We start from the raw sequence: 13,499 nt of genomic DNA, 5'->3' as shown, positions 1-13,499 counted from the left end.
GGACTCCAGCTTGCGGCCGACGGCCCCGTACACCCGGACAGCCCAACGATCAGTACCCGAACGAGGGACCCGGCGGTGAGGCGGAGGGGCACGATTCGACACTTTGTGCGGGATGGCACACCGCGGCGGGCGTGCCACCCGGCACCACGTGTCCGACGCCCGGCCCCGCGGTCAGCGTGCGCCCGCCTCCCGTACCCGCAGCGCGCGTGCCAGGTCGTCGAGCTGGTCGGTGAGCTTGCGGCGCAGGGCGGGGAGGGGCTCGGCGTCCGCCAGGCACCGCTCGCCCAGGCGCAGGGTGTCGGCGTCGACGGCGTGGCCGGGGAAGGCCCAGCGGCCGGCGGCGTCGGCGATGGCGGGGCCGCGCCGGGCGGCGACCGCGACGGCCTCGGCGAAGTAGCGCGGCACGTACTCCCGTACGAGGTCGGCCTGTTCGGGCTGCCAGAAGCCCTGGGCCATGGCGGTGAACAGGTAGTTGGACAGGTCGTCCGTGGCGAACATGGCCTCCCAGGCACGGCTCTTGGCCTCGGCGTCGGGCAGCGCGGCGCGGCAGCGGGCGGTGCCCTCCTGGCCGGTGGCGCTCGGGTCGCGTTCGAGTTCGGCGGCGATGGCGGCCTCGTCGGTGGCGCCCAGTACGGCGAGGCGGGTGAGGATGCGCCAGCGGAGTTCGGGGTCGAGTTCCGGGCCGCCGGGCACGGTGCCGTCGGCGAGCCAGGCGGCGATGGTGTCGGGGTGGGCGGCGGTGGCGATGCGGTGGCGTACGGCGATCAGGCGCAGCCCGGGGTGGTCGCCGTCCTCGGTGCGGCGGATGAGGTCGCGGCACAGCTCGGCGAGGGTGGTCAGGGCGGCGGGCCGCTGCTCGGGGGCGACGTAGCGGTCGGCGACCTGGCCGGCGGCGAAGGCGAGTACGCCGTCCACCAGGGCGAGGTCCGTCTCGCGGGGGAGGTGGGCGCGGGCGATGTCCAGGTAGGCGCGGGCGGGGAGTTCGCCGTCGCGGACGGCGTCCCTGAGGGCGTTCCAGACCACGGCCCGGGTGAGCGGGTCGGGCAGGCCGGACAGGCCCTCGCGGATCGTCCGGAAGGACTCGGCGTCGAAGCGGACCTTGGCGTAGCTCAGGTCGCCGTCGTTGAGGACGACGAGGGCGGGGAGCTTGCCGATGGGCCGGGGGTCGTCCTGGGGGAGGTCGAGGTCGAGGCGTTCGCGGAGGGTGAGCCGGCCCTCGTCGTTGAGGTCGCGGTCGTAGAGGCCGACGGCGACGCGGTGCGGCCGCTCGCCCTTGCGGCCGACCTCCAGTGCGCGGCCGCCGTTGTCGCCGGTGACGCGGGGGGTGAGGGTGTCCACGCCGGTGGTGCGCAGCCAGGCGTCGGCCCAGGCGTGGACGTCGCGGTCGGTGGCGGCGGCGAGGGAGTCGATGAAGTCGGCGAGGGAGGCGTTGGCGTACTTGTGCCGCTCGAAGTGGATGTTGATGCCGGCCAGGAAGTCCTTCTCGCCGAGCCAGTGGACGAGCTGGCGCAGGGCGGAGGCGCCCTTGGCGTAGGAGATGCCGTCGAAGTTGAGGAGGGCCGAGGCGGTGTCCTCGACGTGCTCGGGGGCTACGGGGTGGGTGGAGGGGCGCTGGTCGGCGTCGTAGCCCCAGGCCTTGCGGCTGACCCCGAAGTCGGTCCAGGTGTCGGCGAAGCGGGTGGCCTCGGCGGTGGTCTGGTAGCCCATGTACTCGGCGAAGGACTCGTTCAGCCAGATGTCGTCCCACCAGCGCAGCGTGACGAGGTCGCCGAACCACATGTGGGCCATCTCGTGGGCGATGACCATGGCGCGGGTCTGCCGCTGGGTGTCGGTGACGGCGGACCGGAAGACGAACTCGTCGCGGAAGGTGACCAGTCCGGGGTTCTCCATCGCGCCGGCGTTGAACTCGGGGACGAACGCCTGGTCGTAGGAGTCGAAGGGGTAGGGCTCGGTGAACTTCTCGTGGTACCGGTCGAAACAGGCGCGGGTGATCTCGAAGAGTTCGTCGGCGTCGGTGTCCAGGTGCGGGGCCAGCGAGCGGCGGCAGTGGATGCCGAAGGGCAGGCCGCGGTGTTCGGTGCGCACGGAGTGCCAGGGGCCGGCGGCGACGGCGACGAGGTAGGTGGAGATCAGCGGGGTGGTGGCGGCCTTCCAGTGGCCGTCACCGGTGTGTTCGGTGATGCCGTTGGCGAGGACGGTCCAGCCCTCGGGGGCGGTGACGGCGAGGTCGAAGACGGCCTTGAGGTCGGGCTGGTCGAAGGCGGCGAAGACGCGCTGGACGTCGTCCAGGAACATCTGGGTGTAGAGGTAGGTCTCGCCGTCGGCGGGGTCGGTGAAGCGGTGCATGCCCTCGCCGGTGCGGGAGTAGCGCATGGCGGCGTCGACGCGCAGTTCGTGCTCGCCGGGGGCGAGGCCCCGCAGCGGCAGCCGGTTGCCGTCGAGGGCGGCCGGGTCGAGGGGCTGTCCGTCGAGGGTGACGGAGCGCAGTTCCGCGGGCTTGACCTCGACGAACGTGTCCGTGGCGTCCGTGTCGCCGCGCACGGTGAACCGGATGGCGGTACGGGAGTCGAAGGTCTCGTCCCCACGCGTCAGATCGAGGGCGATCGCGTAGTGGTGGACGTCGAGGAGCCGGGAACGGGTCTGCGCTTCGTCGCGCGTCAGTACGGACATGCACGACATGCTGCCTGATGCGGTGGGCAGCGCACAGAGGCGGTTCGGTACGTGGCGTATGTCCGGCCCGCCGGGACGTGCGCCCCGGGGGCGCACGTCGTGGCCCCGGGGCTCAGCCGGCGGCCGGGCGCGGGCCGGCGCCGTTGTCCTCCGCGATGCGCTCGTGGTGGTGGATCACCTCGGCGATGATGAAGTTGAGGAACTTCTCGGCGAACGCGGGGTCGAGCTTGGCGCTCTCGGCGAGGGTGCGCAGCCGGTCGATCTGCCTGGCCTCGCGGGCCGGGTCGGCGGGCGGCAGCGCGTGCCGGGCCTTCAGGAGGCCGACCTGCTGGGTGCACTTGAAGCGCTCGGCGAGCATGTGGACGACGGCCGCGTCGATGTTGTCGATGCTGTCCCGCAGCCGGGCCAGCTCCTCGCGGACGGCGGGGTCGACGGCTCCGGTACCGGTGTTGCTGGTGGTCATGGGCGCACACCCTACGGGCGCCGGGCCCGCCGCCGCAGACCGTTCCGCACAGCGGACCTCCCCGTACAGCGGGCCGTCCCCCGTACGGAGCGCGCCCCGTACGGGAGGTCTCGTACAGTGGGGAGGAGACTTCAGGCGCCGTCTTGGGGGTCGGGCGTGGCGAACGGTGGACCGGTCGAGCACGGCTTCCCGCACCTGGAGACGGTACGGGAGGCCGTGACCGCCCTGTACAGACGGCTGTCGTACGACACGGTCCAGGCGTTCCCGGCCAGCGTGCCCCCGGCCGACGTGGCGTTCCACGACACCGACGACCTGTATCTGGGCGCGCAGCGCGTGGCCCGCGAGCTGGTGCGGCACTACCGGCTGCCGGACGCCCGCATGATCGTCTCCTTCCGCGAGATGACGCACGCGGCGAACGTGGAACTCGCGGCGGGCCCCGAGTACTTCGTCGAGCTGAACGACCGTTTCCGCACCCACCGCCGGGACATCGGCGCGGCCCTCGCCCACGAGGTGATGCACGTCTACCTGCACCGTCTCGACCTGTCCTTCCCCGGCACCCGGGACAACGAGATCCTCACCGACACGGCGGCGGCGTACCTGGGCGCGGGCTGGCTGCTCCTGGACGCGTTCCGGGAGGACGGGGCGTCCTCGCAGAAGCTCGGGTACCTGACGCCGGAGGAGTTCGGGTACGTGCTGGCCAAGCGGGCGCTGCTGTTCGGCGAGGACCCGTCGGTCTGGTTCACCAGCCCGCAGGCCTACACGGCGTACGGCAGGGGCCTGGCGCGGGCCCGCCGGGACGAGCGGCAGCCGCCGCTGACCGCGGCCGGCTGGGCGGGCCGCCGCCGTTACGCCCGGGACCGCCGGCACGCCCAGGACCCGCACGCCGCCGCTCCTCCGGCGGGCGGGCCGTACGCGTTCACGTCCGACGGCCGGGGCCCGCTGCGGGTGTCGTTCCCGTGCCCGACCTGTCACCAGCGGATCAGGGTGCCGGTGCGGGGGCGGGTGCGGGCGCGGTGCGGGCTGTGCCGGACGGTGCTGGAGTGCGACACGTAGGACGCGTGGGGCGTGGGGCGCGCTGCTTCAATGACGGTATGACGCAGAGCATCGAAGAACCCTGGGGAATCAGTGTGTTCGGCGCGGGCACGGTGCGGGCGGAGCCCGGGCTGGCGCGGGTGCAGCCGGCGGTGGACGTGCTGGAGCCCTCGCCCGAGGAGGCCTTCCGGCGGGCGGGGGCGGCCGTGACGCGGCTGCGGGAGGTGCTGCGCCGGCACGGTGTGCCGGACGCCTCGGTCTCGGGCTCCCGGCTCGCCCTCGCCTCGGAGTACGACGGCCACGGCAACGGCCGGACGCTGCTCGGGTACCGCTGCCAGGCCTCGTACTCGGTGGAGAGCGAGGCGCTGGACGAGCTGGAGCGGCTGATCGTGGACATGGTCGACGCGGGCGCGCACCGGATCGACAGCGTCGAGTTCGACGTGCTCGACCGGCCGGCCCTGCGCGACGAGGCCCGCCGCCGGGCCGTGGCCGACGCCCGCCGCAGGGCGCAGGTGTATGCGGAGGCGGCGGACGTCCGGCTGGGCCCGGTGCTGCACGTGCAGGACGTGGAGGCGCAGCCCCTGGCCCAGTTCCGCGTGGCCCGGGGCGGCGGCCCGTCCAATGCCCTGGCGCCCGGGGCGGTGGAGGTGACGGCCGGGGTCCAGCTGGGCTTCTCGCTGCGGCACTGACGGACGTCAGGACCGCACGATGCCCCGGGCCCGCGCGTCCACCAGCCACGTGGGGAACTCGGCGACCAGCCGGTCGTACAGCTCGGCGTCGCTCACCTCGCGCGGGTCGCGGCCCGCGTGGAAGAAGCCGGCGTTGTCGACCACGCGCTTGCCCGGCGACGGCAGTTCGTCGAGCTTGCGCAGGTAGTCGAACTGCCGGCTGTCCGGGTCGCCGAAGCCGACGAACTGCCAGAACAGCGGCAGCCGCGCCGCCTTGCACAGGTACCGCTCGGCGGCGAGCCGGTTGATCGGTCCGCCGTCGGTCTGGAAGACGACGAGGGCGGGGTGGTGTGCGCCGCTGTCGAGGTAGTGGTCGATGACGGCGTCCATGGCCAGGTGGTAGCTGGTCTTCCCCATGTGCCCGAGGCCGGCCACGATCCGCTCGATCCGCCCGTGGTGGTCGGCGAGCGCGATCTCGGTGACCGCGTCGACGTCCGTGGAGAAGAACACCACCGGGACGGTGCCGTCGTCGTCGAGCTGGGCCGACAGTCCGAGCACCCGGTCGGCGAGCGCCTGCACGGTGCCGTCCTTGTAGTACGGCTTCATCGAGCCGGAGTAGTCGACGACGAGGTAGACCGCGGCCCGGGTCCCCTCCAGGCCGTGCTTGGTCAGCGACACCCCGGCGCTCTTGTACAGGTCGACGAGCGCGGGCGCGGTCTCCCGCACCTTGGTCAGACTGATCGCGGCCATGCGGTCTCTCCCCCGTCACCCCTGGACTTGCGGCTGTCGGCGCCGAGATTACGCCACGGACCACCCCGCCTCCCGGCCCGTCCACCGGCATTCGCTATTTTGTTCGCCGCCGCCCCCACCGGCTCACCGTCCGTCCAGCCCCGAGGAGCCGGCCCGTGGATTCGGAGTCCGCCGTCACCACCTGCCACCGCCGTCCCGCGGCGGAGTGCCGGGTGCGCCGCGTCCGCTGCGCCCGGCACATCTGCCCGGACCGCGTGCACGAGGCGTCCGTGGGCCACCCGTGCCCGGAGCGCGTGAAGGAGGGGGCGCGCGCGGTCCGGCAGGCCCGGACGGCGGCCGGCGCCCGGAGATGGGCGACGCCCCTGGTGACGTACGCGCTGACCGGCGACCGGGCGGGGCTCCGGCAACCGACGCCGGCGCCGCATATGCGCGCGCCGGGCCCCGCGACCCCGGCGAGATCCGGACGACGCCCCCCGGCGGTGCTGCCGGCCGTGGCTGTGGTGTGCAAGGTGTCCGAACCGACCGGCGGAGGTGTCCCGCAGTGAGACGTCCCGGAGTGCTGCTCCTGGCGGCCGTTCCCGTGATCGCGACGGGGGTGTACTTCGTCCTGCCGTCGGACTCGGCCGACGCCCCCGTCGCACCGCCCGCGGCCACCGCGCAGTCCCGTGCGGACGCCAAGGACCGGGCGGAGAAGGAGCGCGAGGCGGACGACGAGCTGATCGCCGACCTGCCGGCGGGGCTCGCCGCCGAGGCGAAGAAGGAACTGGCCCAGCGGCTCGTGTCCAGTGCCGAGAACTCGACGACCGAGTGGCGCACCGCCTACGGCACCATCGAGGACCCCGGGGAGGGCGACGGCTACACCGCGGGCATCATCGGGTTCTGCACCGGCACCCACGACCTGCTCACCCTGGTCGAGCGCTACACGGCGGACCACCCGGACAACGCCCTGGCCACGTACCTGCCCGCCCTGCGCGAGGTCGACGGCACCGACTCGCACGAGGGCCTGGACCCCGGGTTCACGGCGGCCTGGCGGGCCGAGGCCGAGGTCCCGGCCTTCCGCGAGGCGCAGGAGGAGGAGCGCGACCGGGTCTACTTCGAGCCGGCGGTCCGCCTGGCCAAGCTGGACGGCCTCGGCACGCTGGGCCAGTTCGTCTACTACGACGCGATGGTCTTCCACGGCCCCGACACGGACGCCGAGGGGTTCTACGGGCTGCGCGAGCAGGCGCTGCGGGAGGCGAAGACGCCGGGGCAGGGCGGCTCCGAGAAGGCCTTTCTGAAGACCTTCCTGGACGTGCGCCGCGCGGCCATGGAGGCCAAGCGCCCGGGTATCGACGCGTCCAGGATCGACACGGCCCAGCGGCGCTTCCTGCAGGCCGGGAACCTGGACCTGGCGACGCCGCTGGTGTGGGAGATGTACGGGGACACCTACAAGGTGCCGTAGCGGATGCCCCAGGCATGCGACAGCGCCTGCCCTGTGTCCGGTCGGGGACGGGGCAGGCGCCATCAGTGTTCCGCACGCCATTGTGCGGGACGCTTTTTCGGTTGTTCCGTCCGTCAGACCGCGAGGGCGCGGTCGGTCGGGCGGATCGGGGACGGCAGGTCGCTGGCCCCGGTCAGGAAGCGGTCGGCGCCGTGCGCGGCCGAGCGGCCCTCGGCGATCGCCCAGACGATGAGCGACTGGCCGCGGCCGGCGTCACCGGCGACGAACACACCCGGCACGTTGGTCTGGAAGTCGGCGTCCCGGGCGATGTTACCGCGTGCGTCGAGCTCCAGGCCGAACTGGTCGACGAGGCCGTTCTCCTTGTCGGTGCCGGTGAAGCCCATGGCGAGGGTGACCAGCTGGGCCGGGATCTTGCGCTCGGTGCCCGGCTTCGGGCTGAGCTTGCCGTCGATGAACTCGACCTCGGTCAGGTGCAGCCACTGGACGTTGCCGTCCTCGTCGCCCTCGAAGTGGGTGGTGGAGACGGCGTAGACCCGCTCGCCGCCCTCCTCGTGGGCGCTGGTGACCTTGTACAGCATCGGGAAGGTCGGCCACGGCTGGGCGAGCGGGTTCCGCTCCTCGCCCGGCCTGGGCATGATCTCCAGCTGGGTGACGGAGGCGGCGCCCTGGCGGTGGGCGGTGCCCACGCAGTCGGCGCCGGTGTCGCCGCCGCCGATGACGACGACGTGCTTGCCCTCGGCCGAGATCGGGGGCGCCACGTAGTCGCCCTCCTGGACCTTGTTGGCCAGGGGCAGGTACTCCATCGCCTGGTGGATGCCGTTCAGCTCGCGGCCGGGGACCGGCAGGTCGCGCGCGGTGGTGGAGCCGGCGGCGACGACGACCGCGTCGTAGCGCTTCTTGAGGCTGCCGGCCGTGACGTCGCGGCCGACCTCGACGCCGGTGCGGAAGCGGGTGCCCTCGGCGCGCATCTGCTCGATGCGCCGGTTGATGTGCCGCTTCTCCATCTTGAACTCGGGGATGCCGTAGCGCAGGAGGCCTCCGACGCGGTCCGCGCGCTCGTAGACGGCGACGGTGTGGCCGGCCCGGGTGAGCTGCTGGGCGGCGGCGAGACCGGCCGGGCCCGAGCCGATGACGGCGACGGTCTTGCCGGACAGACGCTCGGGGATGCGCGGGGCGACGTCCCCGGTCTCCCACGCCTTGTCGATGATCGACACCTCGACGTTCTTGATGGTGACCGGCGGCTGGTTGATGCCGAGCACGCACGCCGCCTCGCACGGGGCCGGGCACAGGCGGCCGGTGAACTCCGGGAAGTTGTTGGTGGCGTGCAGGCGCTCGGACGCCGCCGACCAGTCCTCGCGGTAGGCGTAGTCGTTCCACTCGGGGATCAGGTTCCCGAGGGGACAGCCGTTGTGGCAGAACGGGATGCCGCAGTCCATGCAGCGGCTGGCCTGCTTGCTGATGATCGGCAGCAGGGAGCCGGGGACGTAGACCTCGCTCCAGTCCTTGACGCGTTCCTCGACCGGCCGGGACGTGGCGACTTCGCGGCCGTGGTTCAGAAAGCCCTTGGGGTCAGCCATTGGTCGCCGCCTCCATCATCTTCTCGGTGATCTCGGACTCGGAGAGACCGTCTCGCTCGGCGGCGTCCTTGGCGGCGAGCACTGCCTGGTACGTGCTGGGGATGATCTTGCTGAAGCGCTCCGCCGCGGCGGACCAGTCGTCGAGCAGCTTCCGGGCGACCGTGGAGCCGGTCTCCTCGGCGTGCCGGCGCACCACGTCGTGCAGCCAGTCCTTGTCCGCGTCGTCCAGGGCCTGTACGGCGCCGACGTTGCCGGCGTTGACGTTGTCCCGGTCGAGGTCGACGACGTAGGCGATGCCGCCGGACATGCCGGCCGCGAAGTTGCGCCCGGTCTCGCCGAGGACGACGGCGTGGCCGCCGGTCATGTACTCGCAGCCGTGGTCGCCGACGCCCTCGGAGACGACCAGCGCGCCGGAGTTGCGGACGCAGAAGCGCTCGCCGACCTTGCCGCGCAGGAACATCTCGCCGCCGGTGGCGCCGTAGCCGATGGTGTTGCCGGCGATGGTGGAGTACTCGGCGAGGTGGTCGGCGCCCCGGTCGGGGCGGACGATCACGCGGCCGCCGGAGAGGCCCTTGCCGACGTAGTCGTTGGCGTCGCCCTCCAGGCGCAGCGTGATACCGCGCGGGACGAAGGCGCCGAAGGACTGGCCGGCCGAGCCGGTGAAGGTGATGTCGACGGTGTCGTCGGGCAGGCCCGCGCCGCCGAACTTCTTGGTCACCTCGTGGCCGAGCATGGTGCCGACGGTGCGGTTGATGTTGCGGATGGCGACCTGGGCGCGCACGGGCGCGGCCTGGGCGGCGTCCGCGGCGGACAGGGCGTCCGAGGCGAGCTTGATCAGCTGGTTGTCGAGCGCCTTCTCCAGGCCGTGGTCCTGGACGGCGGTCTGGTGCCGCGCCGCGCCCTCGGCCAGGGCGGGCACGTGGAGCAGCGGCTCCAGGTCCAGACCCTGCGCCTTCCAGTGGTCGACCGCGCGGGTCACGTCGAGGGTCTCGGCGTGGCCGACGGCCTCCTCGATGGAGCGGTAGCCCAGCTCGGCGAGGATCTCGCGGACCTCTTCGGCGATGAACCGGAAGAAGTTCACGATGTACTCGGCCTTGCCGGAGAACCGGTCCCTGAGCACCGGGTTCTGGGTGGCGATGCCGACCGGGCAGGTGTCCAGGTGGCAGACGCGCATCATGACGCAGCCGGAGACGACGAGCGGCGCGGTGGCGAAGCCGAACTCCTCGGCGCCGAGCAGCGCGGCGATGACGACGTCGCGGCCGGTCTTGAGCTGGCCGTCGGTCTGGACGACGATCCGGTCGCGCAGGCCGTTGAGCAGCAGGGTCTGCTGGGTCTCGGCGAGGCCCAGCTCCCAGGGGCCGCCCGCGTGCTTGAGCGACGTGAGCGGGGAGGCGCCGGTGCCGCCGTCGTGGCCGGAGATGAGCACGACGTCCGCGTGCGCCTTGGAGACACCCGCCGCGACCGTGCCGACGCCGACCTCGGAGACCAGCTTGACGTGGATCCGCGCCCGCGGATTCGCGTTCTTCAGGTCGTGGATCAGCTGGGCCAGGTCCTCGATGGAGTAGATGTCGTGGTGCGGCGGCGGGGAGATCAGGCCCACGCCGGGCGTCGAGTGCCGCGTCTTGGCGACCCACGGGTACACCTTGTGGCCGGGCAGCTGGCCGCCCTCGCCGGGCTTGGCGCCCTGGGCCATCTTGATCTGGATGTCGTCGGCGTTGACCAGGTACTCGGAGGTGACGCCGAACCGGCCGGAGGCGACCTGCTTGATGCTGGAGCGGCGCGCGGGGTCGTACAGGCGCTCCGGGTCCTCGCCGCCCTCACCGGTGTTGGACTTGCCGCCCAGCTGGTTCATGGCGATGGCCATGGTCTCGTGCGCCTCCTGGGAGATGGAGCCGTACGACATGGCGCCGGTGGAGAAGCGCTTGACGATCTCGGAGACGGGCTCGACCTCGTCGAGCGGGACCGGCTTCCGGTCCGACGTGAAGCCGAAGAGACCGCGCAGCGTCATCAGCCGCTCGGACTGCTCGTTGACGCGCTCGGTGTACTTCTTGAAGATGTCGTACTCGCCGGAGCGCGCCGAGTGCTGGAGGCGGAAGACCGTCTCCGGGTCGAACAGGTGCGGCTCGCCCTCGCGGCGCCACTGGTACTCGCCGCCGATCTCCAGGGTGCGGTGGGCCGGCGCGATGCCGCTGGCCGGGTACGCCTTGGCGTGGCGGGCGGCGACCTCCTGGGCGACGACGTCGATGCCGACGCCGCCGATCTTGGTCGTGGTGCCGTTGAAGTACTTGTCGACGAACTCCTGGTCCAGGCCGACGGCCTCGAAGACCTGGGCGCCGCGGTAGGAGGCGACGGTGGAGATGCCCATCTTGGACATGACCTTGAGGACGCCCTTGCCGAGGGCGTGGATCAGGTTCCGGATGGCGGGCTCGGGCTCGCCGTCGACGGCCTGCAGGAAGGTGCCCGCGCGGACCAGGTCCTCGACGGACTCCATCGCGAGGTAGGGGTTGACCGCGGCGGCGCCGAAGCCGATGAGCAGGGCGACGTGGTGGACCTCGCGGACGTCGCCGGCCTCGACCAGCAGACCGACCTCGGTGCGCTGCTTGGTGCGGATGAGGTGGTGGTGGACGGCGGCGGTGAGCAGCAGCGACGGGATCGGCGCGTGCTCGGCGTCCGAGTGCCGGTCGGACAGGACGATCAGCCGGGCGCCGTTCTCGATGGCGGCGTCGGTCTCGGCGCAGATCTCCTCTATGCGGGCGGCCAGGGAGTCGCCGCCGCCGTGCACCCGGTAGAGACCGGAGAGGGTCGCGGCCTTGAAGCCGGGCATGTCGCCGTCGGCGTTGACGTGGATGAGCTTGGCCAGCTCGTCGTTGTCGATGACCGGGAAGGGCAGCAGGACGCTGCGGCAGGAGGCGGCCGTGGGGTCGAGCAGGTTGCCCTGGGGGCCCAGCGAGGAGCGCAGCGAGGTGACCAGTTCCTCGCGGATGGCGTCCAGGGGCGGGTTGGTGACCTGCGCGAAGAGCTGGGTGAAGTAGTCGAAGAGCAGCCGGGGGCGGGCGGAGAGCGCCGCGATCGGCGAGTCGGTGCCCATGGAGCCGATCGGCTCGGCGCCGGCCTTGGCCATCGGCGCGAGGATGACGCGCAGCTCCTCCTCGGTGTACCCGAAGGTCTGCTGGCGGCGGGTGACCGAGGCGTGGGTGTGCACGATGTGCTCGCGCTCGGGCAGGTCGGACAGCTCGATCTCGCCGGCCTCGATCCACTCGGCGTAGGGCTGCTCGGCGGCGAGCTGCGCCTTGATCTCGTCGTCCTCGATGATGCGGTGCTCGGCGGTGTCCACGAGGAACATGCGGCCGGGCTGGAGGCGGCCCTTGCGGACGACCTTCGCGGGGTCGATGTCGAGGACGCCGACCTCGGAGCCGAGGACGACGAGGCCGTCGTCGGTGACCCAGTAGCGGCCGGGGCGCAGACCGTTGCGGTCGAGGACGGCGCCGACCTGGGTGCCGTCGGTGAAGGTGACGCAGGCCGGGCCGTCCCAGGGCTCCATCATCGTGGAGTGGAACTGGTAGAAGGCGCGCCGGTCCGCGTCCATCGAGTCGTGGTTCTCCCACGCCTCCGGGATCATCATCAGCACGGAGTGCGGCAGCGAACGCCCGCCCAGGTGCAGCAGCTCAAGGACCTCGTCGAAGGAGGCGGAGTCGGAGGCGTCCGGCGTACAGATCGGGAAGATCCGCTCCAGGTCCGCGGACGACCCGAACAGCCCGGAGGCCAGCTGGGACTCGCGGGCGCGCATCCAGTTGCGGTTGCCCTTGACCGTGTTGATCTCGCCGTTGTGCGCGACGAAGCGGTACGGGTGGGCGAGCGGCCAGCTCGGGAAGGTGTTGGTGGAGAACCGGGAGTGCACGAGCGCGATCGCGGAGGCGAAGCGGCGGTCGGAGAGGTCCGGGAAGAACGGCTCCAGCTGGCCGGTGGTGAGCATGCCCTTGTAGACGATGGTCCGCGCGGACAGTGACGGGAAGTAGACGCCCGCCTCGCGCTCGGCGCGCTTGCGCAGCGCGAAGGCGTTGCGGTCGAGCGCGATGCCCCGCGAGGCACCGTCGGTCACGAAGATCTGGCGGAAGACCGGCATGGTCGAGCGGGCGGTGGCACCGAGCATCTGCGGGGCGACCGGGACCTCGCGCCAGCCGAGGACGGTGAGGCCCTCCTCGCCGGCGATCGCCTCGATCCGGGCGACCGCGTCCTCGGTGCCGTCACCCGGCAGGAAGGCGATCCCCGCGGCGTACGCACCGGCCTCGGGCAGTTCGAATCCGGCCACCTCACGGAAGAAGGCGTCCGGCACCTGGGAGAGGATGCCCGCACCGTCGCCGGAGTCCGGCTCGGAGCCGGTGGCGCCGCGGTGCTCCAGGTTGCGCAGCACGGTGAGTGCCTGGTCGACCAGGGTGTGGGACGCCTCGCCGGTGAGAGTGGCGACGAAACCGACGCCGCAGGCGTCGTGCTCGTTGCGGGGGTCGTACATACCCTGCGCGGCAGGGCGAGCATCCATGAAGGACCAGTTCTGGCCACTCGCGGAATGCTGGGACGGCTGGCGCGGCGTACGCATCGGCTCTCCCGTCGTCGTCATCTGGCATGTGCAGTTGCCGAGGGACGACGCTGGCCCTCTGCGGTTCGGTACAAAAGCTGGTGCAGGTTACATGATGGATTGGTTCTCGGTAAACGGGACAATCCGTTCCAACATGCGGACGCCGAGGGGGTGCGGCGGGGGTACCGCGTCCGGCGGTGAAAGCTGTGGAGACCGAAGCGCACAGATCGATGTCCGTCGGTCCGAGGGCGTGGAGGGAGCGTCGTCGCCCGCTCCACGGATGCGCGGCGAGCTTCTTTGCCAGCAGCGCTTACGGCTCATGCCC

General features: G+C 72.1%; 8 protein-coding genes. 3 read left to right on the top strand and 5 right to left on the bottom strand.

What is annotated here, in order from left to right; translation table 11 throughout:
* Positions 1 to 171: 171 nt before the first annotated feature.
* Entirely contained in the window at positions 172 to 2,670 is a 2,499-nt protein-coding gene (gene pepN / locus IG94_RS0104105) for an aminopeptidase N (RefSeq protein WP_031031119.1), read from the bottom strand.
* 112 nt (positions 2,671 to 2,782) lie between these two features.
* Positions 2,783 to 3,133 carry a chorismate mutase gene (locus tag IG94_RS0104100; RefSeq protein ID WP_031031117.1) on the bottom strand — a complete coding sequence of 117 codons (351 nt, stop codon included), beginning with the start codon at positions 3,131 to 3,133 and terminating at the stop codon, positions 2,783 to 2,785.
* A 156-nt stretch (positions 3,134 to 3,289) separates the two neighbouring features.
* Between IG94_RS0104100 and IG94_RS0104095 the strand changes: the two genes are divergently transcribed.
* Together IG94_RS0104095 and IG94_RS0104090 are read left to right on the top strand one after the other, a co-directional pair.
* Positions 3,290 to 4,186 carry a hypothetical protein gene (locus tag IG94_RS0104095; RefSeq protein ID WP_031031115.1) on the top strand — a complete coding sequence of 299 codons (897 nt, stop codon included), beginning with the start codon at positions 3,290 to 3,292 and terminating at the stop codon, positions 4,184 to 4,186.
* 38 nt (positions 4,187 to 4,224) lie between these two features.
* Positions 4,225 to 4,854, top strand: a complete 630-nt coding sequence (locus tag IG94_RS0104090) for an SIMPL domain-containing protein (protein WP_031031114.1) — start codon at positions 4,225 to 4,227, stop codon at positions 4,852 to 4,854.
* A gap of 6 nt (positions 4,855 to 4,860) precedes the next feature.
* On the opposite strand, the gene IG94_RS0104085 is transcribed toward IG94_RS0104090, so the two are convergent.
* Positions 4,861 to 5,583, bottom strand: coding sequence for a vWA domain-containing protein (locus IG94_RS0104085; protein WP_031031109.1), 723 nt, complete (start codon positions 5,581 to 5,583; stop codon positions 4,861 to 4,863).
* 541 nt (positions 5,584 to 6,124) lie between these two features.
* Between IG94_RS0104085 and IG94_RS0104075 the strand changes: the two genes are divergently transcribed.
* The gene (locus IG94_RS0104075; RefSeq protein ID WP_031031105.1) at positions 6,125 to 7,024 is read left to right on the top strand and encodes a chitosanase; all 900 of its coding nucleotides are present in this window, start codon (positions 6,125 to 6,127) and stop codon (positions 7,022 to 7,024) included.
* A gap of 113 nt (positions 7,025 to 7,137) precedes the next feature.
* Here the strand turns inward: IG94_RS0104075 and IG94_RS0104070 are convergent, their stop codons facing one another.
* Together IG94_RS0104070 and gltB are read right to left on the bottom strand one after the other, a co-directional pair.
* Positions 7,138 to 8,601, bottom strand: a complete 1,464-nt coding sequence (locus tag IG94_RS0104070) for a glutamate synthase subunit beta (RefSeq protein ID WP_031031102.1) — start codon at positions 8,599 to 8,601, stop codon at positions 7,138 to 7,140.
* On the bottom strand, positions 8,594 to 13,138 hold the full coding sequence (gene gltB, locus IG94_RS0104065) for a glutamate synthase large subunit (RefSeq protein WP_031031100.1): 4,545 nt from the start codon (positions 13,136 to 13,138) through the stop codon (positions 8,594 to 8,596). Before gltB ends, IG94_RS0104070 begins: the two co-directional genes overlap by 8 nt.
* Between the last annotated feature and the right edge of the window lie 361 nt (positions 13,139 to 13,499).

It is taken from the genome of Streptomyces olivaceus (assembly GCF_000721235.1).
GTDB lineage: Bacteria > Actinomycetota > Actinomycetes > Streptomycetales > Streptomycetaceae > Streptomyces > Streptomyces olivaceus.
This window is presented reverse-complemented; position numbering and strand designations above follow the sequence as displayed.

Bases quoted from the DNA above. Each gene is read 5' to 3' on its own strand.
- IG94_RS0104090 (WP_031031114.1), top strand. From the start codon at position 4,225: ATGACGCAGAGCATCGAAGAACCCTGGGGAATCAGTGTGTTCGGCGCG.
- IG94_RS0104085 (WP_031031109.1), bottom strand. From the start codon at position 5,583: ATGGCCGCGATCAGTCTGACCAAGGTGCGGGAGACCGCGCCCGCGCTC.
- pepN (WP_031031119.1), bottom strand. From the start codon at position 2,670: ATGTCCGTACTGACGCGCGACGAAGCGCAGACCCGTTCCCGGCTCCTC.
- gltB (WP_031031100.1), bottom strand. From the start codon at position 13,138: ATGGATGCTCGCCCTGCCGCGCAGGGTATGTACGACCCCCGCAACGAG.
- IG94_RS0104100 (WP_031031117.1), bottom strand. From the start codon at position 3,133: ATGACCACCAGCAACACCGGTACCGGAGCCGTCGACCCCGCCGTCCGC.
- IG94_RS0104070 (WP_031031102.1), bottom strand. From the start codon at position 8,601: ATGGCTGACCCCAAGGGCTTTCTGAACCACGGCCGCGAAGTCGCCACG.